20 protein-coding genes are annotated in these 21,726 nt (G+C 55.1%); 7 read left to right on the top strand and 13 right to left on the bottom strand.

Annotated elements, in window-relative coordinates:
* Nucleotides 1-18 precede the first annotated feature (18 nt).
* Entirely contained in the window at nt 19-801 is a 783-nt protein-coding gene (locus tag QQJ87_RS09500; protein ID WP_414674880.1) for a class I SAM-dependent methyltransferase, read from the bottom strand.
* A 38-nt stretch (nt 802-839) separates the two neighbouring features.
* On the opposite strand from QQJ87_RS09500, the gene gloB reads away from it, so the two are divergent.
* A complete protein-coding gene (gloB, locus tag QQJ87_RS09495) occupies nt 840-1,619 on the top strand; it encodes a hydroxyacylglutathione hydrolase (protein WP_284281443.1) in 780 nt (259 codons plus the stop codon).
* Between the two features lie 134 nt (nt 1,620-1,753).
* Entirely contained in the window at nt 1,754-3,016 is a 1,263-nt protein-coding gene (locus QQJ87_RS09490) for a transglycosylase SLT domain-containing protein (RefSeq protein WP_284281442.1), read from the top strand.
* Between the two features lie 6 nt (nt 3,017-3,022).
* Here QQJ87_RS09490 and QQJ87_RS09485 read toward each other — a convergent pair whose 3' ends face one another.
* From QQJ87_RS09485 to QQJ87_RS09465, 5 genes are all read right to left on the bottom strand, one after another.
* On the bottom strand, nt 3,023-4,867 hold the full coding sequence (locus QQJ87_RS09485) for an ABC transporter ATP-binding protein (protein ID WP_284281441.1): 1,845 nt from the start codon (nt 4,865-4,867) through the stop codon (nt 3,023-3,025).
* A gap of 10 nt (nt 4,868-4,877) precedes the next feature.
* Nucleotides 4,878-6,269 (bottom strand): ABC transporter permease, encoded by a 1,392-nt coding sequence (locus QQJ87_RS09480; RefSeq protein WP_284281440.1) that lies wholly within the window; start codon nt 6,267-6,269, stop codon nt 4,878-4,880.
* Between the two features lie 15 nt (nt 6,270-6,284).
* Nucleotides 6,285-7,262 carry an ABC transporter permease gene (locus QQJ87_RS09475; RefSeq protein WP_284281439.1) on the bottom strand — a complete coding sequence of 326 codons (978 nt, stop codon included), beginning with the start codon at nt 7,260-7,262 and terminating at the stop codon, nt 6,285-6,287.
* Entirely contained in the window at nt 7,259-9,508 is a 2,250-nt protein-coding gene (locus tag QQJ87_RS09470; protein WP_431310094.1) for an ABC transporter substrate-binding protein, read from the bottom strand. The genes QQJ87_RS09475 and QQJ87_RS09470 overlap by 4 nt, the downstream gene beginning before the upstream one ends.
* A 77-nt stretch (nt 9,509-9,585) precedes the next feature.
* On the bottom strand, nt 9,586-10,221 hold the full coding sequence (locus QQJ87_RS09465) for a YcbK family protein (RefSeq protein ID WP_284281436.1): 636 nt from the start codon (nt 10,219-10,221) through the stop codon (nt 9,586-9,588).
* Nucleotides 10,222-10,285: 64 nt separating this feature from the next.
* Here QQJ87_RS09465 and gltX point away from each other — a divergent pair, with 64 nt between their 5' ends.
* Together gltX and QQJ87_RS09455 are read left to right on the top strand one after the other, a co-directional pair.
* Nucleotides 10,286-11,713, top strand: a complete 1,428-nt coding sequence (gltX, locus tag QQJ87_RS09460) for a glutamate--tRNA ligase (RefSeq protein WP_284281434.1) — start codon at nt 10,286-10,288, stop codon at nt 11,711-11,713.
* A 32-nt stretch (nt 11,714-11,745) separates the two neighbouring features.
* Nucleotides 11,746-12,951 carry an O-succinylhomoserine sulfhydrylase gene (locus tag QQJ87_RS09455; protein ID WP_284281432.1) on the top strand — a complete coding sequence of 402 codons (1,206 nt, stop codon included), beginning with the start codon at nt 11,746-11,748 and terminating at the stop codon, nt 12,949-12,951.
* A 70-nt stretch (nt 12,952-13,021) separates the two neighbouring features.
* On the opposite strand, the gene QQJ87_RS09450 is transcribed toward QQJ87_RS09455, so the two are convergent.
* The 5 genes from QQJ87_RS09450 to QQJ87_RS09430 all read right to left on the bottom strand — a co-directional run bounded on the left by QQJ87_RS09450 (nt 13,022) and on the right by QQJ87_RS09430 (nt 15,898).
* On the bottom strand, nt 13,022-13,354 hold the full coding sequence (locus QQJ87_RS09450; RefSeq protein WP_284281431.1) for an H-NS histone family protein: 333 nt from the start codon (nt 13,352-13,354) through the stop codon (nt 13,022-13,024).
* Nucleotides 13,355-13,435: 81 nt separating this feature from the next.
* Nucleotides 13,436-14,029: an isochorismatase family protein gene (locus tag QQJ87_RS09445; RefSeq protein WP_284281430.1), complete on the bottom strand. Its 594-nt coding sequence runs from the start codon at nt 14,027-14,029 to the stop codon at nt 13,436-13,438.
* Nucleotides 14,030-14,093: 64 nt separating this feature from the next.
* A complete protein-coding gene (locus QQJ87_RS09440) occupies nt 14,094-14,801 on the bottom strand; it encodes an anti-sigma factor (RefSeq protein ID WP_284281429.1) in 708 nt (235 codons plus the stop codon).
* Nucleotides 14,798-15,409, bottom strand: a complete 612-nt coding sequence (locus QQJ87_RS09435; protein WP_284281428.1) for a sigma-70 family RNA polymerase sigma factor — start codon at nt 15,407-15,409, stop codon at nt 14,798-14,800. The genes QQJ87_RS09440 and QQJ87_RS09435 overlap by 4 nt, the downstream gene beginning before the upstream one ends.
* Nucleotides 15,410-15,526: 117 nt before the next feature.
* Nucleotides 15,527-15,898 (bottom strand): VOC family protein, encoded by a 372-nt coding sequence (locus QQJ87_RS09430; RefSeq protein WP_284281427.1) that lies wholly within the window; start codon nt 15,896-15,898, stop codon nt 15,527-15,529.
* A 184-nt stretch (nt 15,899-16,082) separates the two neighbouring features.
* Here QQJ87_RS09430 and QQJ87_RS09425 point away from each other — a divergent pair, with 184 nt between their 5' ends.
* Nucleotides 16,083-17,048 (top strand): metal-dependent hydrolase, encoded by a 966-nt coding sequence (locus QQJ87_RS09425; RefSeq protein WP_284281426.1) that lies wholly within the window; start codon nt 16,083-16,085, stop codon nt 17,046-17,048.
* 108 nt (nt 17,049-17,156) lie between these two features.
* Entirely contained in the window at nt 17,157-17,432 is a 276-nt protein-coding gene (locus QQJ87_RS09420; RefSeq protein ID WP_284281425.1) for a hypothetical protein, read from the top strand.
* A gap of 44 nt (nt 17,433-17,476) precedes the next feature.
* Here the strand turns inward: QQJ87_RS09420 and QQJ87_RS09415 are convergent, their stop codons facing one another.
* Nucleotides 17,477-19,147 (bottom strand): GMC family oxidoreductase, encoded by a 1,671-nt coding sequence (locus tag QQJ87_RS09415; RefSeq protein ID WP_431310092.1) that lies wholly within the window; start codon nt 19,145-19,147, stop codon nt 17,477-17,479.
* Nucleotides 19,148-19,156: 9 nt separating this feature from the next.
* Nucleotides 19,157-20,662, bottom strand: coding sequence for a CoA-acylating methylmalonate-semialdehyde dehydrogenase (locus tag QQJ87_RS09410; RefSeq protein ID WP_284281423.1), 1,506 nt, complete (start codon nt 20,660-20,662; stop codon nt 19,157-19,159).
* A 123-nt stretch (nt 20,663-20,785) separates the two neighbouring features.
* Between QQJ87_RS09410 and QQJ87_RS09405 the strand changes: the two genes are divergently transcribed.
* Nucleotides 20,786-21,724 carry a LysR family transcriptional regulator gene (locus QQJ87_RS09405; RefSeq protein WP_284281422.1) on the top strand — a complete coding sequence of 313 codons (939 nt, stop codon included), beginning with the start codon at nt 20,786-20,788 and terminating at the stop codon, nt 21,722-21,724.
* Nucleotides 21,725-21,726: the final 2 nt, after the last annotated feature.

The raw sequence follows: 21,726 nt of genomic DNA, 5'->3' as shown, positions 1-21,726 counted from the left end.
CTGACAAATCAAAACTCCTCAAGAACAGGGGGTGTGCCCATCGTCGGGCTTTTGGTTGATCAATTGTTGGCTGGCGGCCGGCTTCAGGTTTTTAACGCTCAATCGCTTTTGTTTGAACGCAGGCCCGACCAGGCGCATGCCACGCACGCGTTTGACCGCGCAGACAAAGTACACGGCACCACACACGGGCCACCATCGATCACCTGCTTTTTCCATAAAATCCATTCTTTCAAGCTTCTTTTCAGAGGCGAAAGGCAGGCGATAGCACCCGAACCGACCCAGCTCGGGTTCGAAGGACAGCAATTTTAACCAATCTTTCAAGCGACTGATGTGCAGAGGCTGACAACCATCAGGCCAAATTTTTCCCCAGCGTTTGAACAGGCCGTGATGCAAACCCCAAGCCGACATGGGGTTAAAGCCAGTGATGATAACGCGCCCTTCGGGCATCAACACACGCTCCACTTCCCGCAGCAGCTGGTGGGGGTCTTCTGAAAACTCAAGCACATGCGGCATGACAATGAGATCCAGAGACTGTGACTCAAAGGGCAACTCAAGAAAGTTGGCCACACAGTCCGGTGGACTCAAAGGCGTTGCGTCAAGCGGATGACTGGCGGCCAAACCCTGGGTAAGGTAAGCCCGATGTGGAATCCGGTTTTCGCGCAAACCGTCCAGCATGCGAGTGCCCAGTTGCACGGCCCGAAAGCCAAACAAATCCGGTACGGTGGCGTCCATCCATTGCTGCTCCCTGCGCACGATGTAGCGCCCGCGCGGGCCAGACAACCAGGCGTCGAGTGTTAACATCTGAAGCTGTAACTCATTCAGATCGTCAAGAGGCTCAGATGGAATCATTTCTTGCTACCCAACATGGGGATTGGTCCGTTCATGGCATTCCTGCATTCAATGACAATTATCTGTGGGCCATTGTTCACCAGCCTAGCGGGCAAACCTTGCTGGTGGACCCAGGGTGTGCTGACAGCGTTCAAGGCTTTTTGACAGCCACAGGTTACCATCTTAGCGGCATTCTGGTGACGCATCACCACCCGGATCACACTGGCGGAGTTGCGGCGCTGCTGAAGGCGTCCGGGCAACCCGAACTACCTGTGTATGGCCCTGACAATCCGCGCATACCCACCGTGACGCAAACTGCAGCGCACGAGGACACCTTGCAGTGGGCCGGCCTGACCTTGCAAACTCTCGCTGTGCCTGGGCACACACTCGACCACCTTGCCTTTGTGATCGACTTCCGAACGACAGAGCGTCCCGATGCGCCTTGCTGGTTGTTTTGCGGTGACACCCTTTTTTCCGGTGGCTGTGGTCGATTGTTCGAAGGCACGGCCCAACAGATGTTCGATTCGCTTCAGTTGTTAAACCGCCTGCCCGCACACACCCTTGTTTTTTGCGCACACGAGTACACGATGTCCAACATGAATTTCGCACTTCACGAATTCCCGGACGATCCCGACATTCAGGCCAGGCACGCCGAGGTGAAAGACATGCGTGGGCGGGGCATCAGTACAATACCGACACGCCTGAAAACTGAACGTCTGGGCAATGTCTTTCTGCGCGCGAACACTGTGGCGGAGTTTGCGCGCTTGAGGTCTGCAAAAGACACATTTTGAACCCCTTGAACTGGCAAAAATTCGGGCATCCACACAAGGAGGGAGTCGGGAATTCTCGGTTGACTCAAAGGTCGTTCTCGACTTAGGATCGAACCCTAACTTGAAACGAGCCAAGTCGAATCGACTTTAAGTCATTGAAAAAATACAACAATTACGAAAAGCCAACTTGCTGGCGCACAACGACCGCACGGGGCCTTGCGGGCTTGATGGTGCTGTTTTCATGTGGCTGCACCACCGCTCAGGAAGGTGTTTCTGCAACGCCAAACATCGAGCAAGCTCCGGCCACAACCGCCGCACTTGAACCCACCCGGGAAGTGGAAGTGCAACCGGCACCACCCATCGAGGGCGTTGAGCTGAAGGCGCCTGCCAGCAGCAAACTGGTGTCGGTGGATCTGACGCGCGACGATGGGGAAGTGTGGGGTGCCATTCGACGAGGATTTGCCATTCCGGATGTCAATGGCGCAGCTGTCAAAAGCCAGACGAATATCTGGCTGCGACATCGAGGGTCATTGGAAGCCATGCTTCAGGATTCAGAGCCCTACATTTACTACATCGCCAAGGAATGTGAAAAGCGCAGCTTGCCCACCGAACTCGCTTTAATTCCGTTCATCGAAAGCAAATTCAATCCCCACGCGCGCTCCAGCTCATCAGCCGCTGGTCTTTGGCAATTCATTCCCAGTACGGGGCAGCACTTCAAACTGAAACAGAACGAATGGGTTGACGAGCGGCGCGATCTGGTGGCCTCCACCCGAGCCGCTCTGGACTATTTCACGTATCTCTATGAAATGTACGGCGACTGGCAGCTGGCCCTGATCTCATTCAATTGGGGTGAAGGTTCAGTGGCCAAGGCCATTCAAAAGGCCCAGGATGCGGGGCGTGAACCGATACTTCGTAATCTTGACCTGCCAGCAGAGACAGCCGCCTACGTACCGAAGTTGCAAGCCTTGAAAAACATCATCAGTGCGCCAAAACAATACCGGGTCAGCCTGCCAGATGTGCCCAATGCGCCCTACTTTGTGGCGATCAAGCGCAAAAGCGATCTGGATTTGCGCGAACTGGCCAAAATGACGGGGCTGAAGCTTGAAGAATTCAGGCAATTAAACCCAGGGCTGAAGCAACCGGTGCTTGTCGCCTCTCAGAGCCAAACCTTGCTGGTGCCCATCGACAAAGCCGATGAAATCAAATCCAGCCTGAAAAACTACAAGCCACCCACCCGCAAACCCGGGCGCAGCTACAAAGTGCGCAAAGGCGACACCATAGGTGGCATTGCGCACAAGCTGAAAGTGTCAGTGCACAGCTTGATGGCTGCCAATGGACTGAAAACACACAGTGTTTTGCACGTTGGCATGGACCTGACCGTACCTGGCTCGGCCAGCAGGACAGACTGGAACGGCTAAAGGCCCTTACAATCGGGGGGCTGCAGCCAACAAACCTTTTGTGTAGTCGTGTACGGGGTTTGCAAACAATTCGGTGGCATTGCCTTGCTCGACCACCTCGCCCGTTTTCAAGACAATCACCTCGTCCGCCAAATATTCAACCACGGCCAGGTTGTGGGTAATGAACAGCATGGCCACGCCAGTTTGGCGCTGAAGGTCCCCGAGCAAGTTTAGAATTTGCGCTTGCACTGACACGTCCAGTGCGGAAGTTGGTTCATCGCAGATCAACACAGCCGGACGGGACACCAAGGCCCTGGCAATTGCAATTCTCTGGCGTTGACCGCCTGAAAACTCATGCGGAAAGCGCGTCAGGTTTTCAACGGGCAGATTGACTTGCTCAAGCACCTCAGCCACACGGGCCTTACGCTGTTCTGCCGTTAGGTCCGGGCACAAGGCCAACAATGGCTCTTCCAGGATTTCTGCGATGCGGTGTCTTGGGTTCAAAGACGCAAAGGGATCCTGAAATACAAACTGAATCGTTCGTCGCCACTGCAAGCTGGAATCTGCGCCTGCCCCCCACAATGCCTGACCATCCAGCAGGGCCTGCCCTTCAATTCGGGCGGAATCTGCCAGCAATCCAAGCAACGCGCGGGCTGCCGTGGTTTTTCCAGAGCCGGATTCGCCCACCAGTGCCACAGTTTGCCCCTGACGCAACTGAAAACTCAGCCCCTTCAGCACAGGCTTGTACCGCGTGCTGAACAGGCCACTCTTTTGTGCGTAGGCGACTTTCAAGTCGCGCACTTCAAGTCGAACGCGACCGGCCGTTTTCGGCTTCAGTTCAGCGCCAACTACATTGGAAGGGGCCACAAGCTGCACGATCTCGTTCACACGGATGCACCGCACCGAGTGATCGCTGTTGCCCAGTGCGGCCAATTCGACCGGCCCCTCCGAGCAGGCGGATCGTGCGTGTTCACACCGCGAGGCAAACCGACAACCCGCTGGCGGATTGACCAAGGGTGGCACCCGTCCCGGCAAGGCATACAGCGCCTGCCCACGCTGATCGGCACGAGGCAATGCACGCATCAGCGCACGCGCATAGGGGTGACTGGGCTGTGCAAAAAAGGTGTCCACCGAGGCCGATTCCACCAGTTGGCCGGCGTACATCAGCCCCACGTGATCGGCCATGCTTTTCACAATGGCCAGATCATGCGTAATCAACAACATGGCCATGCCCTGCTCTTTTTGCAATTGGCTCAGCAAATCCAGCACCTGGGCCTGAATGGACACGTCCAGCGCAGTGGTGGGCTCATCGGCAATCAACAGGTCTGGCTTGACAGCCAAAGCCATTGCAATCATGACACGCTGCTTTTGACCGCCCGACATTTCGAATGGATATTGGGCAAGGCGCGCCACCGGATCAGGTATACCGACTTTTTCAAGCCAATTGGCGGCCTCAGCACGCGCTTGTTGAGGGCTTACACCGGTGTGCAGGCCGATGACCTCGGTCAGTTGATCGCCCACCGTCATCACGGGATTGAGGCTGGTGCCGGGCTCCTGGAAAATCATGGAGATGCGTTTGCCACGCACCCCGCGCATGGCCGACTCGCTGATGCGCAAAAGGTCTTGCCCCGCACTTTGTGTATTGTGCCCCGCAAGTTCCACGCTGCCTGCAACAATGGCCCCGCAGTCTGGCAACAGGCGGGCAATGCTGAGTGCCGTCATGGATTTACCGCAACCGGATTCGCCCACCAGCGCAAAAGTCTGACCCCGTTCAATACACAAAGCCAGGTCTTCAATGGCCTGAACCCAACCCGCCTCAGAAGCCAATCGGGTGGTTAGGTTTTGAATGTCCAGCAGAGTTTGTGCACTCATGGTTTTCTCCTCAGACCCTGACCAGCGACAATTTCAACTGGCGGGCCCTGGGGTCAAAGGCGTCCCTGACTGCATCGGCAAACAGGTTGGCAGACAACACCAGGCTCAACATGAACACGAAGGCAGCGGCCAGACTCCACCACACCAAGGGTTCGCGGCTCAGCTCCAAACGCGCAGCGTTAATCATGGTGCCGTAGGAAAAGGTGGAGGGGTCTACCCCCACACCCACATAGGACAACACCGCCTCGGCCAGAACCAGACTTGAAAAATCCATGACCAGGCCGATTAACACCAAGTGCATCAAATTGGGCAGCAAATGGCGATACAGAATTTTGGCGTGGGAAACCCCGCAGGCGCGCGCAGCAAGCACGTAGTCCTGCTCTCGCATTTTCAAAACCTCGCCACGCAGCAGCCGGGCCAAGCCCGTCCAACTGGTCAGCCCAAGAATGAGGCACAAAAAGAACAAGCGCAGGTCTCCCTTCTCAATCGAGCTGGCGAAGGCGTCGGGGTGATTGTCAAGCGCAACCTGCAGAATCAACACTGCAGCAGCAATCAACAGCACAGAGGGAATGGAATTCAATGTGGTGTAAATGTACTGCACCAGGTCATCCACCCAACCCTTGAAATAGCCAGCCACCAGGCCCAGCGAGATGCCCAAAGGCAGGGTTAACAGCGTGCTTAACAGACCGATCAACATGGCGGTGCGCAAGCTTTTCAGGGCACTGTAGAACACATCCAGACCCACCTTGTCGGTGCCGAACACATGATAGGCGCTGGCGAACTGCCACAACAGCCCCGCCAGCAGACACATCACCAGCAGGGTCCACAGGGCCGCCCGATACGCCGGATTGGACGACATCCAACTGACGTGTTGTAGGGTAGCACTGGCGTGCCTGCGCACCAGCCAGCCTGCCATACCAACCAAACTCCACACCATGGCACCCGCCAGCAGGCCCTTGTAGGCGCGTACCCACAAGTCTCTGGATTGATCGGCGGCGCTGGTCAGATGGGCTCCACCAAATTTCAGACGTGGATATACCCGTTCCGGCTTTCCATTGACGAGTTCCACTTCCTTGCTCAAGCCCGTCAATGCGAAGGGCGCAGAATACGACTTTTCACGTTGCCAGGCCAAGGGCCCCAAGGCAAGGTCAAGGCCCGACACAATGGGGGAGGTATAGCGCGCCTGATCTTTGACGGATACGCGAAAGTGCACGCTGTCCATCAAGGTGATTCCGACGGCAAACAAAAGCACAATCACGCTGGCACTGGCCAGGCGCGACTGAAACACCAAATGCCATGAGGCACGTGACAAAGGATTTTTAACAACCTGCCGCACATAGAACAACACGCCCAGCACCAGTAACCAAATCAACCAATCCGTCAGCAACAAATGAAGAACCATGTAAACGTGCGCTCCTCAACTCAGACGGACGCGAGGGTCCGCCAACGTGTAGGCCACATCGGTCAAAACCAGACCGACCATGTACAACACGGAACCAATAAAGACCATGGACCGCACGATGGAAAAGTCTTGCGCCTGAATGGCATCAATCGTGTAGCTGCCCAAACCGGGAATGCCAAAAAAGGATTCCGTGATGAGCGAGCCCATGAACAACAGTGGAATGACCGTGACCGAGCCCGTCAGAATCGGAATGAGCCCATTGCGCAGCACATGCCTGCGCAGCACCTGCAGCTCTGACAAACCCTTTGATCGTGCCGTGCGTACATAGTCTTTGTTGGCCTCTTCAAGGAAAATCGTGCGGTACCAGCGTGTGCCACTGCCGATGCCGCCGACCACGCCGATGAACACCGGAAGCACCAGAAAACGCCAAGCCTGCAAGCCGGGCTGGAACCCCGAGATCGGCACCAGGCTTAGCATTTTTGCAAACAGGTATTGCCCACCGATGATGTAAAACAGACCAGAGATGGACATGGCAACCACGCAAATCACCACGCCCCCCACATCCAGGTAAGTGCCCCGGAAAAACACCAGCAACAGGGACAAGGCAATGTTGAGCAGAATGCCCAGAATGAACACCGGCACGGCCAGTGCAAGGCTGGGGCCTGCGCGGGTCTTGATTTCGTTGGCAATGTTTCGCCCGTCATCCGATTCACCAAAATCGCCAACGAACATGGGCACCGATTTCTGGTAAAAAATGGTGTGGGTCAGGCTGCCGGTGCCCTGCTCTGCACTGTTGTACAAGAGCGGCAGGTTGTAGCCGTGTTCAGCCTTCCAGCGGTCTATGGATTCCTGGGTGACCCGTTTGCCACCCAGCGCCATGCGCGCCATGTCATCGGGGGTGTTGACCTTGAAAAACAGAGCAAAGGTGATCAGGTTGACACCCAACAGCACCAACAGCCCATACACCACTCGACGAAGCAAATACGAGGTCATTGACCGCCCCCTTTGCTGTATTCAGCCAGGTCGGTGCGAAGGCCTGTCGCTTGCTCGCGTTTGCGCCATGCCAGCCAGGCGGGCAACACCAACACCACGAAGATCAGGCCACCTACGGGAATGGGCCACCAGTGCGGCTGGTTCCAGGCCAGACGGTCCTTTTCACGCAGTGCAGTGTCAACGCGTTCATATTTCAGGTTGTTTCTTGCCAGTGCATTGGGTTTGACGTTGCCCATCCACTGGTGGATCAGCCCAAAATTCTGTGGCGTGAAGGCGAACAGCCAAGGCACGTCTTCTTGCACCAGCGCTGTCATTTTCTCGATCAAGGCGGCGCGCTCGGGGCTGTTCGGCATGGTCTTGACCTGCTCAAACAGGGCGTCGAACTGCGGGTTGGCGTAGTTGGACGCGTTTTCGCCACCCGCTTTGGTTCGGCTGTTGGGGCCATAGAGCAAAAACAGGAAATTTTCCGGGTCTGGGTAATCGGCATTCCAGCCCAAAAAGAACATTTGCGTGTTGCCCTTCTTGACCTTGTCCTGAAAGCGGTTCCAGTCGGTGGCGCGAATTTCAAGATCAATGTTCAATTTGGCAAACTGCTTTCGATACCAATCAAAGCGGGCTTTGTCGCCGGGCCCGCCACCCGTGGTGTCAAGGGCCAGTTGCAATGGGCGCTTGGTGGCCGGGTCTATGCCATTGGGGTAGCCGGCCTGCGCCATCAAAGCCATGGCCTGAGCAATGGGTTTGCGAACTGGCTTGCCGTTGACCACGTCGTACACCACGTGGTTAATGCCCTTCTCGCTGGGGTCGTAGCCAAAAATGCCCGGTGGAATGGGGCCTTGGGCTGGCAGCGCCCTGCCATTGGTGAATATTTGGGAATACTCCTCCCAATCCATCGCGATCGAGATGGCCTGCCTGAGCTTTCTGGCCCGCTGGGCGTCTTGGGCATTTTTGCCCTGCCCCACCACGGGGTCTAGCCAGTTAAAGCCCAGGTAGTAAATGCTGGGGGCCAGGCTTTTCTCCAACCGAATGCCCTTGTCCTGCATTTCAGGGGTCAGGGTTGAATCGCCGTTGGCCGACGATTTGATGGCCTGGTCAAACGTGTCAGAACTCAAGCCTGAACTGTCGTAGTAGCCCTGCAAGAACTTGTTCCAATAAGGGATGCTTTCCTGCTCGCGGGTAAAAACGGCTCTGTCAATAAAAGGCATGGTTTTGCCTGCATCGGCCAGAAGGCCCTGCTCTCGGTCACCCGGCGCGCCCTCGGAAGGATAAGGTTCACCCCGAAAATTCGGATTTCGGCTGAGCACCATCCGGCTGTTGGGGTTGTTTTCGGTCAGCATGTAAGCCCCGGTGCCCACGGGCCACCAGTCAAGGTTCAAATTGTGCTTCTCGAAACCTTTCTGGCTGTAGAAGGCGTCCACCTCCCAGGGCACAGGCGCGAAAAACGGCATGGACAACCAATACAAAAACTGGGGGTATTTGCCATGCACGCGGATTTGCAAAGTGTAAGGGTCAAGTGCCTTGACGCCTGAAAGATCGAATTGGCGCAAATCGAGCCAGGGCAGATCATCGGTGCCAACAGTTAAACCGGCGCCCGCTTGGCTTTGCAGTGCCTGAAGCTGTGCTTTGTCATGCGCTTGCAGGGCCTTGGCCAGATCGGACAGACCGACGATGTATTCGCTCATGTGGCCAAAGATCGGCGAAACAAACCGGGAACTGGCCAAGCGCTTGATTTCATACACATAGTCATCCGCGGTCAATTCACGCGTGCCCTGCACCTTGAATTGCAGGGGCGAATCGTAATTGGCTGCACTTGCGCCCAGATTCAAATAGAGGCTGTGACCTTGTGCGTCTTTGGCAAAAGCGGGGTGCGGCTGGTACATCACCCCTTTTTTCAAATGAATGGTGTACACACTGGTGGCAACCTGCGCAGCAGGTGCTGCTTCTGGCAATACATGCCCAGACTTGTCCAGGTACTGCGGCACAGGCATTTCAGTGGCCACCAGCGGTTCAAGCGTGTAGGGTCGCTTCAGGTAGTGATACTGAAACAGCGGTTCGTAGATCTGATAGGTAAACTCGGCCTCGTCCGAGGCGTAACTCAAAGCAGGGTCGAGGTGTTTGGGCCGAGAAGAGAATGCGGAATAGAGCGTGGATGCGTTGGAATCGTTTCCGCTTCTGGGGTATGGGTTATTTCCGCCCTGCGTACAGGCCAGCAGCAAGGCCGAAGCCAGCAGGCCAAGTGTGCCGTTCAGTAAACAGCGCCCCAAGCGCGAACTGGTGCTTAGTACTGCCAACAACCCACCCTCGTCAAATTATGCGGATTGCTTATTTAACCATGCCATTCACGTTCAGGGCCCGTGTCAGCGTGAATCCAGCCACCTTTTGCACCCACTCGAAAGTAAAAACCAACGCCGCCTGCGCGAAAGCCCTGAACGAGCTCTCCGAGCACACGGGTGTTCAAGCCATTCAGCCGAAAATCAGCAGCCTGGCCGCGCATGTGCAATGAATTGCGTGCAGCGGGCAAGCCACGCTCAATCAGCTTTGCATTGGTGGCCGGGCACCGGTATCCCGAGGTGATTTCAATCGGCGCGTCAATGCCATAGCGGCGAACAAAAGCCTGCGCAGCCCACAGGGTGTCAATCAGTTGGGTGTCCATGCGATATACAATACTGGCTTGAACGTCGCGCAGCAGTTCGCAGATTTGCGCATAAGCGTCGTGATTGATGTTGCCGTCTTTCCAGTAGGTCAGCTTCAGGCGTTCACCCGACTGCGGACGCACCATGTACAGCGTTCTGGGCTGAAGCCAGAAGGTCAGGTCCACCAGCGACGGATCAAACAAATCCGGGGGCGGTGTCATGTCTGCACCTGCGGCCAAAACACCTTTGGTCAGGAACAACTCGGAAGAACCGATGACAGCCAGCGTGCTGACTGCCCTTAAAAAAGACCGACGATCGAACGAGCTCATAACGTTACTTAACAATTTACTTGAACTTATAATAAAAGTTCTTTGAAAAAAAGTCACTAATCAAATGCCAACAAACAGCACTAATCCGAACATCCGTACGCGTTTTGCACCCAGCCCGACCGGTTACCTGCACCTGGGCGGGGCCAGAACTGCGCTGTACAGCTGGGCATTTGCCCGCCACCACGGTGGTCAGTTCATTTTGCGCATCGAAGACACCGACCTTGAACGGTCCACCCCACAGGCTGTGCAAGCCATTCTGGACGGCATGCACTGGCTGGGGCTGGACTACGACGAAGGCCCTTTCTATCAAATGCAGCGCATGGACCGCTACACCGCAATGATTGAAAAATTGCTGGCCGAGGGACATGCCTACCCTTGTTATTGTAGTCAGGACGATTTGCATCAAATGCGCGAACAGCAGCGTAAAAATGGACAGCGCATGCGTTATGACGGCACTTGGCGACCCGAGCCCGGAAAAGTACTTCCCACTCCGCCAGAGGGGGTAAAGCCCGTTATTCGCTTCAAAAACCCGCTGACGGGTGCCGTCAGCTGGGATGATTTGGTGAAGGGCCCCATTTCGATCAACAACGAAGAACTGGACGATCTGATCATCGCCCGGCAAGACGGCACGCCAACCTACAACTTCTGCGTGGTGGTTGACGACTGGGAAATGAAGATCACCCACGTGATTCGTGGCGACGACCACATCAACAACACGCCCCGGCAGATCAACATTCTACGGGCGATTGGCGGCGATCAACCTGTGTACGGCCACATCCCGATGATTCTAGGCCCCGATGGCGAAAAGCTGTCCAAGCGGCACGGCGCGGTGGCTGTTACCCAATACGACGACGAGGGCTTTTTGCCCGACGCCATGATCAACTACCTGGCGCGCCTCGGCTGGAGCCACGGCGACGACGAAATTTTCAGTCGCGACCAGCTGGTTCAATGGTTTGATTCCACAAGCCTGTCCAAATCGGCCGCACAGTTCGATCCCGAAAAGCTGGCCTGGGTCAATGCCCATTACATGAAGCAGGCCGACCCAGCCTATCTGTTGTCGGAAACACAGAAACGGCTTGCGCAGGCGGGCCATTCAACCGAAAGCGGGCCAGCCCTTCAGGATGTGTTGGCCTTGGTGCTTGAACGCGCCTCTACCCTTGTGCAACTTCGCGACGAAGCGGCCCTGTTTTACCGCCCGGTTGGCGATGTGAAGGAAACACTTCTGCCCATGCTGGAAGAAGCTGGAGTCAAAGAGGCCCTGCTGGAGTTTCAGAGTGCGCTGGAAAGCGCAGAGTGGTCTCACGAGGCCATCAGCGGGCTGATCAAGTCCACCATCAAAGCCCACAACCTGAAAATGCCCAAACTGGCCATGCCGTTGCGCGTGTTGCTGACCGGCATTACACACACCCCTTCAATCGACAAGGTGATCGTGTTGTTTGGCCGCGAAGAGACCCGCCGACGCCTTGCGCAAGGCCTTGGGGCTGTTGCATAGTTAAACCGCTGAACACAGGACAATAAGTCAATATGAGCAAGCAAGACCACACCGCCCCAAGCCAGTGGGACACCTCGACCCAGGCCATTCGCAGCGGCACCAAGCGCACGCCTTTTGGTGAGCATTCCGAGGCGATGTTCCTGACGTCCAGTTTCGTCTTCGATTCTGCAGCACAAGCCGCAGCGCGCTTTGCCGGCACCGAAGAAGGCAACGTGTACGCGCGCTTTACCAACCCCAGCGTGCAGATGTTTGAAGAGCGCCTGGCGGTGCTGGAAGGCACTGAATACTGCCTGGCAACTGCCTCTGGCATGGCAGCCATTACCACCGCCTGCATGGGCTTGATGAGCCAAGGCGACCACATGGTCACCTCCAAAAGCCTGTTTGGGGCAACGGTTCAACTGTTTGTGAATATTCTGGCGCGTTTTGGCATTGAGACCACGTTTGTAGAGGGCACCGACCTTGCAGCCTGGGAAAAGGCCATTCGCCCCAACACCAAACTGTTTTATGTGGAAACACCCTCAAACCCGCTGACTGAAGTCATTGATATTCAGGCTTTGAGTGACTTGGCGCACAAACACAATATATTGAGTGTGGTGGACAACTGCTTTTGTACGCCCGCTTTGCAAAAACCAGTTGAATTTGGCGCAGACATTATTATTCATTCAGCCACCAAATACCTGGACGGCCAAGGCCGGGTATTGGGCGGCGCCATTTGCGGCAAAAAAGACCTGCTCAAAGACAAGGTATTGCCTGTATTAAGAACTGCGGGGCCTACGCTGTCTGCGTTTAACGCGTGGGTTTTGTTGAAGGGGCTTGAAACGCTGAAAATCAGAATGATGGCTCAGTCTGAAACAGCCCTGCAAATTGCCAAATGGCTGGAAGCCAGCCCGGCCGTAGAGCGGGTTTATTATCCCGGCCTTGAAAGCCATCCACAACACGCCCTGGCCATGAAGCAGCAGAAAACTGGGGGCGCCATTGTGTCTTTCGACCTGAAAGCCGAATCGGAAGAAAAGGCGCGAGAGGCAGCCTGGAAATTGATTGACTCAACGCAAATGATTTCAATCACTGCCAACTTGGGCGACACCCGGACCACGATTACCCACCCCGGTACCACCACACACGGTCGATTAAGCCCCGAAGCCAGACAGGCAGCCGGTATTAAGCAAGGTCTTATTCGATTGGCAATTGGTCTGGAAGATTTTAAAGATCTTCAAAACGACCTGGCGCGTGGCTTGTAAATCGCTTAAAAAGTCGAGCATAAAAAAAGCCTGTCAAATGACAGGCTTTTTTCATGAACCCAAGAAGGGCTTAGACAGCCATTTGTGCCTCAGTAATGCCCTTGGCCAGTGCATCTTTCATCCAGTTGGGGCGCTTGCCACGGCCAGACCATGTCAATGAGGCGTCGTGTGGATGACGGAAGCGAATGGGGGCTGGACCCAATTCACGCTTGCCTTTTGGAGCAGCCTTTCCGCCCAGCTCAGCAATCAAATCGTCCAGCTTGATGCCTTTGTCTGCGGCCAGTTTTTTGACCTCTTCAATGGCTTTCAATTTGGAAGAGCGATCTGCCAATTCTTTGTCGATGTCTGCTTTCAATGCGTTCAGTTCTGCGCTGCTCAGTGCTGACAGATTTACTTTTTTCATTTTGACCTTTAATGGATATGAATTCGGTGTTTCCGATTGTAATCGGATTATTATCGAATTACAAATTTTAAAAATTAAGTATTATTTAACCAGTTCAAGTGCGTATTTAAAATGTTCATTTTCTGCACTTTCTAACCATTCGTAGATCACCATTTCGGTGGTAATTAATTCAGCGCCATTGCCGGCAAGGCGGTCAAATGCAGCGTCGCGGTTTCTTTCTGTTCGTGAACCACATGCGTCGGTTACCACCCACACCTCAAATTCCTGATCCAGCAAATCAAGCGCGGTTTGCATCAAACAGATGTGGGCTTCAACACCTGCGATTAAAACACTCGGCCTTTGAATATCGGATTCGTTTTTCTGAAGGTGTTTGGGCAGACTACGGGCGTTGCCACTTTTTGCCTTGGGCTTGAGTAAATCAACCAACCCGTCTGCACAAGCATTAAATGACGATTTAACCAAGGTGCCTTTACACAAACCCAAAAGCGTTGAATCGAGCCTACCCAGCTTTTCGGGCATTTGCTCTGTTGCATGCGCCGGCACTCCCATTTTTTTGGCGAGCTTGGCCAGCTTAATCGCGTTGGACAGCACAAAATCACCGTCCGAAATGGCGGGCATCAACTTTTCTTGATAGTCGATGAATACAAGTTGAGATTCTTCGTGGTTTAACAGCATGAATTCCGTCCTTTGATCGAATTCGCCAAGGATAGCGTCTTTCGATCAAGGACAGCGCATGCGATCAAGCTTTCTGCAAAATAGTCACGGGCCCGGTGGGTCCACTTGAAGGTGATCCACCAGCAGGTTCCACCGACACAGCCAGGGTTGCCCCTTCAATGAGGGCAGGCATCAGATTGTCCGCTTGCACGGCAATTGAAGAACCCTGCTTAAGCACACCGACGGCCACGGGAGTGGTTTGTCCGTGCGGAATCAGCCAAAGCTCCAGCACCTGGTTGCCACTGGCCTGTGCAACCAGAACCGAACTGAATTGCATGGCATGGTCATGCCCCTGCACTTTCAGGCTCAACCTACCAGCGTCCACTTGCGCAAACACCAGCGCTGGTTCGGTGCCCAGATGACCTGGCCCATACAAAAACAGGCCCGTACCCACGATCATCAGGAAGGTGCTGAGGTAAAGCGCAGGCACCCAGCGCGGCATTTGAACAAACCATTGAACCAACTGTGCAAACAAGCCAGGTTTTGTAGATGGCGCGCGGCTTTCCAACCCCAGGGAGTGATTGATGCGTGCCCAAACCCTGGGGCTAGGCTGTTCTGGATCAATATTGCCATAGCTTGGCGTGACGGTTTGCTCCATTGAATGAAGATAACGAAGCAGATCCGGATCGCGGTGCAAAGCTTGGGTAAACCGTGCTCGCACTCTCGGGGACATCAGTCCCGACAGGTACTCCATGCACAGGGCATCCAGCTTGGGGTGATTTTTCAAATTCATCGTGCACCTCCACTTGTGCACTGCTCAACACATTCTTTCAATCGGGCCATGGCCCGTCTGCACACAGTCTTCACGGTACCCAACGGCCGATCAAGGTGATCGGAAAGCGCCTGATGGCTCATCCCGTGATAATAAGCAAGCGCCACCATCTGCTTTTCCTCAGGCTTTAAAGCCTCGATACAGTGTCTTAGATGGCCAATGGATTGACGAGCCTCTTCAGCGTCCAGCGGATTGTCGGATCGATCCGACAAGTCAGCCTGACTCAGGCAAACATCCAGGGCGGTTTGCACGGCTTCATCGGTGGTGTCCACCAAATTCATTTTTGACACATTGGCACTCGCTACCAAATCCAGAGCCCGATTTCGGGTCATCGCAATCAGCCAGGCGGTTACCTGCGTAACCTTGGGGTCAAATTCTCTGGACTTGTGCCACACCTTGACAAAAACGTCATGGAGCACTTCTTCGCCCAGCTCTTTTCGGCCCACGATTCGATTGGCCACAGACAACAACACCGGCGCTGATTTTTCATACAGGGCAGAAAAAGCAGCCTGGTCCCCACGGGCGGTTCGCACCAGCAGGCCTTTTAATTCATTGTCGTTAAGCATCATCGGCTAAGCGCATTGCTTGGTTATAAAACGGTGCAGATCATCAAACAGATGTTCATATCAAAAAAAAGGGCACCAAGACAGCGCCCTGGGTGAGCTTACAAGCGTAACACCTCGGGATCAACCCATTTTGAAGATGTTGAACTTGTGCCCCTCGGGTGTGCGGAAGTAAGCGGCATAAAACCCGGGCATGCGTTCGCCGGGTGCGCCCTCACAAGTGCACCCCAATTGTTCGATGGCCAGTTTGTAGACTTCATCAACCTGGTCGCGGCTGGCACCCGCCAAACCCACCATGGTGCCGTTGCCACACTGTGCCGCATCCCCATTGTAGGGCTTCATGACACCCAAAAAAGCCTGATTTAAAGCAGTGCCGTACATCACGCCACGTGGCATTTCCATCAAACGCTTCGCGCCCAAGGGTGCCAAAAGCTGGTCAAAAAATGCCTTGCTGCCATCCAGATCATTGGTGCCCAACACTGTGTAACCGATCATGCCTACCTCCATAAGTTAGCGTAATTAGTGTACGGCCATTTGACTGTGCTTGCGGGCTGTCAGGTGCAGTGAAAACACAGTTTGAACAGAAATTTCCGCGTTCTGTTGCAGCGCACATTTACATTACAAACTGTAACGGTTAGATTGCTTGAGAACAAAATTCCACTATGACTCTGGAGACCCCATGACTACGCTGCTGGACAAACTCGGTCGCACCACCAAGCGCCCCGCCTCTCGCACCGACACCGCGCTTGAGCAGCGTAAAGTTCAGTTTGACTGGGAACACACGGAGTTGGACTGGATTCCGGGCGAACCTTTCGCAAGCCACTTCATCAACGAAATCAACATGATTTTGCCGGCCGGTGAATTCTGGTTTTGTCGCCTGTACAACAAGGCGCTGCCCATGATTACCGACGCCAAGTTGAAAGAGGACGTGCGCGGCTTCATCAAACAAGAAGCGATGCACGCGCGCGGCCACAGCGACGCCATTTCCAATTACCTGGAAGAACGCGGAATCAACTCAAGCCGCAACCAGGCTGTGATGAATTTTTTATTTGAACAGGTGCTGGCCGACTCGCCATTTGGCAAGCCTGTACCCAAGTGGTTTGAAAAGCGCTGGCTGCTGTTGCGCCTGGGCTTGGTGGCCACCATTGAACACATGACCTGCGTGTTGGGCAAGTACGCGCTTGAAAACGACCAGTGGGACAAGGCAGGTGCCGACGCCATGCTGCTGGATCTGATCCGCTGGCATGGCGCAGAGGAAATTGAACATCGCAATGTGGCTTTCGATCTGTACCAGCACCTGGGGGGTGACTACCTGTCGCGTTATTACCTGGCGGCCATCGTGGTGCCGATGATTTTCGGACTGTGGGTCGACGGCGCTGCACACGTCATGGGGCAAGACCCCCGGTTTGCGGCCAAAAAACCCTCTGTCTTCAAGCCTTGGGTGTGGTTGCAATGGCAAAAAACGGCCAAAAAGGGTTTGCTGCCCAAGCCACTTTGGCTGGCCTTGTCGAACCTGTCTTACTTCGGCCCTTGGTACAACCCCGCCAAAGAAGGGTCCACCGAGCAGGCGCAGGCTTACCTCAAGAGGTCACCGGCAGCGCAGGCCGCCCGATCAATCGCAGACACCCTGGCGCGCGCGGTGTAGGGCTGAGCCTGTCAACGGTTAGATTGTTAAGCGCGTTTTAAGCTACACAAACGCCCTGCTTTCTGACACACTGCAGGTTCCATTTCTTGTCCCGATGAGGAAGAATTCATGAAAAAAATCGCATTGATCGCAGCACTGTTGTTCGCCACTCCGGTGTTCGCTCAAACTGCTGCGCCAGCCGCTTCGCAGTCCACCTGTGAAGCCAAAGCGGTCAGCAAAACAGGCAAACCTTTGACTGGTGCAGCTAAGGCCTCGTCCATCAAGAAGTGTGAAGCCATGGAAAAGAAAACATCATGCGCCGAGAAGGCCGTGGACAAAAACGGCAAGAAGCTGGCAGGCGCCGCCAAAAATTCATTCATGAAGAAGTGTGAAAAGCAGGGTTAATTGGCTTGCACGATCAAAAAAAGGGGCTTTAGAAGCCCCTTTTTTTATTCCCCCGCCAGAATCCAGCGCCAGGCCTTTTCAGCGATCATCACGGTTGGGCTGTTGGTGTTGCCACTGGTAATGGTCGGCATCACACTGGCGTCCACCACACGCAAACCGCGCATGCCTATCACGCGCAAATGTGAATCCACCACCGCCATCGGGTCACTCGCCTTGCCCATTTTCGCGGTGCCAACCGGGTGAAAAATGGTGGTGGCAATGTCGCCAGCCAAACGCACCAACTCCTCATCCGTCTGGAACTCGATACCGGGCTTGTACTCGACCGGCCTGTAGGGTGCCATGGCGGGCTGATCCACAATGCGACGGGTCACCCGCAATGAATCGGCCGCCACCTTGCGATCTTCATCGGTCGACAAATAGTTGGGCGAAATCGCGGGCGCTTGCAGAAAGTCTGCACTCTTGATTTCAACAGATCCACGGCTGGTTGGGCTGAGGTTGCACACACTGGCCGTGAACGCCGGGAAGGTGTGCAAAGGCTGACCAAACGCAGGCAAGCTCAGTGGTTGCACGTGGTATTGAATGTTCGGGTAAGGCTGATCGGGCGAGCTGCGCGTGAATGCCCCCAACTGCGAAGGCGCCATGCTCATTGGGCCGCTGCGCTTGAACACGTATTCCATGCCGATACGCATTTTGCCAAACCAGGAATTGGCCAACGTGTTCAGGGTTTTAACCCCTTGAACCCGGTAGACAGAGCGGATCTGCAGGTGATCTTGCAGGTTTTGCCCCACTCCCGGCAATTCATGCTGCACGGCAATGCCATGTTTTTGAAGCAATGATGCACCACCGATGCCCGACAACTGAAGAATCTGCGGGCTGCCGATTGCGCCGGCCGACAAAATGACTTCCTTTCGGGCCTTGACAGTCACCAGTTGCCCTTCGTGCAGCAGCTCCACGCCGGTGCACACCTTCACACCGTCTGCACCTGTTTCCACAATCAGGCGTTTGGCCTGGGCGTGCGTCCACAGGGTCAAGTTCGGGCGTTTGCCCAAAACGGGCCTCAAAAAGGCCTTGGAGGTGTTCCAGCGCCAACCCTTGCGTTGGTTCACTTCGAAATAACCCACCCCTTCATTGGTGCCACGGTTGAAATCGGGAGTGGCTGGAATACCGGCTTGCACAGCCGCCTGCGCGAATGCGTCCAGCACTTCCCAACGCAAGCGCTGGCGCTCAACCCGCCACTCACCTTGTTCACCATGAAAATGGATCAGTTCTTTGTCTGCTTGCGCCTGCCCCGCTTCGCGCAACTCGTCAAAGCGGAAATTGCTTTCGTGCGCCACGAAGTCTTTCAGACAGTTGTCCCAGTTCCAGGCGTCGTCACCAGTTGCCTTGGCCCACCCGTCGTAATTGTTGGACTGCCCACGCATGTAAATCATGCCGTTGATGCTAGAGCAACCGCCCAGGGTTTTGCCCCGGGGGTACAACAGCTGTCGACCGTTCAAACCCTGGTCGGGCTCGGTCTTGAAGCGCCAGTCGGTTTTGGGATTGTCGATGCAGTACAAATACCCCACCGGGATGTGAATCCAGGGGTAGTTGTCTTTGCCACCCGCCTCCAGCAGCAACACCTGGTGCTTGCCGTTGGCGCTGAGTCGGTTGGCAAGCAGTGCACCCGCACTGCCCGCACCCACAACGACAAAGTCGAATGCAGCTTGAGTTGTCATGGCCATTCTTTACTTGGCAACAGGCATTGAGAACTCGGCGCCCTTGTCAATGGTGTTGGACCAACGCTGCATCACGCTCTTCTGCTTGGTGTAGAAGCGAACACCTTCGGTGCCGTAGGCGTGCATGTCGCCAAACAGACTCTTCTTCCAGCCGCCAAAGCCGTGCCAGGCCATTGGAACGGGAATGGGCACGTTAATACCGACCATGCCCACTTGCACTTGACGTGAGAATTCACGAGCCACTGCACCGTCGCTGGTGAAGCAGCTGACGCCATTGCCGAACTCGTGATCGTTGATCAGCTTGAGCGCTTGCTCGAAGGTGTCCACGCGCACGCAGGCCAGAACGGGGCCAAAAATCTCTTCTTTGTAGATGACCATTTCAGGCTTGACGTGGTCAAAAATGGTGGCGCCCATGTAGAAACCATTGTCGAAACCGGGCACGGCGTATTCCCGACCGTCCACCAGCAATTCCGCGCCTTCCGCGATGCCTTTGTTGATGTAACCGCGAATGCGATCACGGGCAGCCGCAGTCACGATGGGGCCCATTTCATTGGTGATATCCATACCGGTGCCCACGCGCAGGTTGCGTGCACGCTCGGTCAATGTCGGCATGATCTTGTCGGCGGCTTCGCCCACCAGAACAGCCACAGAAATGGCCATACAGCGCTCACCGGCAGAACCGAATGCAGCGCCCATCAAGGCGTCGACGGTTTTGTCCATGTCAGCGTCGGGCATCACCACCAAGTGATTTTTTGCACCGCCCAGGGCCTGCACACGCTTGCCGTGGTGCGCGCCAGTTTCATAGATGTAGTTGGCAATCGGTGTGCTGCCCACAAAAGAAACAGCGGTTACGTCCGGGTGCTCCAGCAGTGCATCCACAGACTCTTTGTCGCCCTGCACCACGTTGAATACGCCATCCGGGAAACCGGCTTTCTTCATCAGGTCTGCGATCAACAACGAGGCAGAAGGATCGGTAGGGCTGGGCTTGAGCACGAAAGTGTTACCCGCAGCAATGGCCACGGGGTACATCCAGGCGGGCACCATCACAGGGAAGTTGAACGGGGTGATACCGGCGACCACGCCCAGCGGCTGGCGCATGGTCCAGTTGTCGATACCGGTAGAAACCTGTTCGGTGTACTCACCCTTCAGAAGCTGGGGAATGCCACATGAGAATTCAATGACGTCGATTGCGCGATCCACTTCACCTTGCGCGTCGTTGAACACCTTGCCATGTTCCAGGGTAATGGCTTTGGCGAGTTCATCGCGGTATTCGTTCACAAGCGCCAGAAAACGGTTCATCAGGCGGGCACGCTTGATGGGTGGCATGTTGGACCAGGCGGGAAAGGCTGCTTTGGCGGCGGCCACGGCTTTGTCCACATCGGCTCGGGTGCTCATGCCAACCGCACCACGCACTTCACCAGTGGCGGGGTTGTACACCTGCATGCTGCGACCGCTGCTTGTCTCCAGTAACTGGCCATTCACATAGTTTTGAATTGAAATCTGGCTTGTCGACATTTTTTTGCTTCTCAGGTTAGGTTAAAACGCCTTTAGTGTCGCTTTTGGTGCATTGCAAGTCCAATCAGATCGACTGAAGCGTGGTATAAGTATTTTTTATATCTAAAAGCCTGCGTGAAAAAGATGGAAAGACCGGTAGACCCCCGCCTTATGCAGGCATTCGTGACCGTGGCCAGAGAGGGCAATGTCTCCCGCGCGGCGGAACGCCTGCACCTTACCCAGCCTGCAATCAGTCAAAAAATCAAAGAGTTGTCTGAACTGGTCCAACTGGAGTTGTTCCAGCGCAGCCCACGGGGTCTAGTGCTCACTGCCGAGGGCAGCGCGCTGCTGGAATCGGCCGAAAAAGCCCTGAACGGACTATTGGATTTCACTTATACCGCGGCACGCCTCAAAGGGGGCATTCACGGCAAACTGCGCATCGGCACCATTCTTGATCCGGAATTTACCCGCCTGGGCGCATTTTTGAATGAACTGGTCAAAGTCGCCCCCAGCCTGGAGCCTGCGCTTGAACATGGCATGAGCGGCGAGGTGCTGACCAAGCTGGTAGAAGACAAACTGGATGTGGGTTTTTACGTGGGCGCCGTGCAGGAAAACTGGTCGGTGATGGGGCTGGACCCGGCTCACATGGCGCGCTTTGAGATGCGCACCCTGACCCGTTTCAGCTACAAGGTGATCGCCCCACCCGGCTGGGGCAACCGCGTCAATGGCAAAAATTGGGCAGATCTCATGAAGCTGCCTTGGGTGGTAACACCCCCGGTCTCGGTGCATCATCGCTTGATACAAGCCGCATTGGGCAACAAACCGATTCCTCAAAACATGGTGGCCATGGTGGATCAGGAAAGCTCGATGCTGGCGCTGGTGCGTTCTGGTGTGGGTTTGTCGCTTGCGCGAGACTCAATCGCCATTCATGAAAGTCAAACCAACGGTGTGGCCATCGCAAACTCGGTGTCTATTAACGCCAACCTGTACTTTGTGTACCCCAAAGCGATGATGAACAACCCGGTGCTGGAGGCAGCGCTGCTGGCACTGGACCGGGTCTGGAGCAAAACAGACAACGCGTGATG

It is taken from the genome of Limnobacter litoralis, from assembly GCF_030160455.1.
GTDB lineage: Bacteria > Pseudomonadota > Gammaproteobacteria > Burkholderiales > Burkholderiaceae_B > Limnobacter > Limnobacter litoralis.
Note: the sequence above shows the minus strand (reverse complement) of the source record. Positions and strands in the feature narration are given on the sequence as shown.

Coding starts and splice junctions, on each gene's coding strand:
- QQJ87_RS09500 (WP_414674880.1), bottom strand. CDS start 801: ATGTTAACACTCGACGCCTGGTTGTCTGGCCCGCGCGGGCGCTACATC.
- gloB (WP_284281443.1), top strand. CDS start 840: ATGGAATCATTTCTTGCTACCCAACATGGGGATTGGTCCGTTCATGGC.
- QQJ87_RS09485 (WP_284281441.1), bottom strand. CDS start 4,867: ATGAGTGCACAAACTCTGCTGGACATTCAAAACCTAACCACCCGATTG.
- QQJ87_RS09480 (WP_284281440.1), bottom strand. CDS start 6,269: ATGGTTCTTCATTTGTTGCTGACGGATTGGTTGATTTGGTTACTGGTG.
- QQJ87_RS09475 (WP_284281439.1), bottom strand. CDS start 7,262: ATGACCTCGTATTTGCTTCGTCGAGTGGTGTATGGGCTGTTGGTGCTG.
- QQJ87_RS09465 (WP_284281436.1), bottom strand. CDS start 10,221: ATGAGCTCGTTCGATCGTCGGTCTTTTTTAAGGGCAGTCAGCACGCTG.
- gltX (WP_284281434.1), top strand. CDS start 10,286: ATGCCAACAAACAGCACTAATCCGAACATCCGTACGCGTTTTGCACCC.
- QQJ87_RS09455 (WP_284281432.1), top strand. CDS start 11,746: ATGAGCAAGCAAGACCACACCGCCCCAAGCCAGTGGGACACCTCGACC.
- QQJ87_RS09450 (WP_284281431.1), bottom strand. CDS start 13,354: ATGAAAAAAGTAAATCTGTCAGCACTGAGCAGCGCAGAACTGAACGCA.
- QQJ87_RS09445 (WP_284281430.1), bottom strand. CDS start 14,029: ATGCTGTTAAACCACGAAGAATCTCAACTTGTATTCATCGACTATCAA.
- QQJ87_RS09440 (WP_284281429.1), bottom strand. CDS start 14,801: ATGAATTTGAAAAATCACCCCAAGCTGGATGCCCTGTGCATGGAGTAC.
- QQJ87_RS09435 (WP_284281428.1), bottom strand. CDS start 15,409: ATGATGCTTAACGACAATGAATTAAAAGGCCTGCTGGTGCGAACCGCC.
- QQJ87_RS09430 (WP_284281427.1), bottom strand. CDS start 15,898: ATGATCGGTTACACAGTGTTGGGCACCAATGATCTGGATGGCAGCAAG.
- QQJ87_RS09425 (WP_284281426.1), top strand. CDS start 16,083: ATGACTACGCTGCTGGACAAACTCGGTCGCACCACCAAGCGCCCCGCC.
- QQJ87_RS09420 (WP_284281425.1), top strand. CDS start 17,157: ATGAAAAAAATCGCATTGATCGCAGCACTGTTGTTCGCCACTCCGGTG.
- QQJ87_RS09415 (WP_431310092.1), bottom strand. CDS start 19,147: ATGACAACTCAAGCTGCATTCGACTTTGTCGTTGTGGGTGCGGGCAGT.
- QQJ87_RS09410 (WP_284281423.1), bottom strand. CDS start 20,662: ATGTCGACAAGCCAGATTTCAATTCAAAACTATGTGAATGGCCAGTTA.
- QQJ87_RS09405 (WP_284281422.1), top strand. CDS start 20,786: ATGGAAAGACCGGTAGACCCCCGCCTTATGCAGGCATTCGTGACCGTG.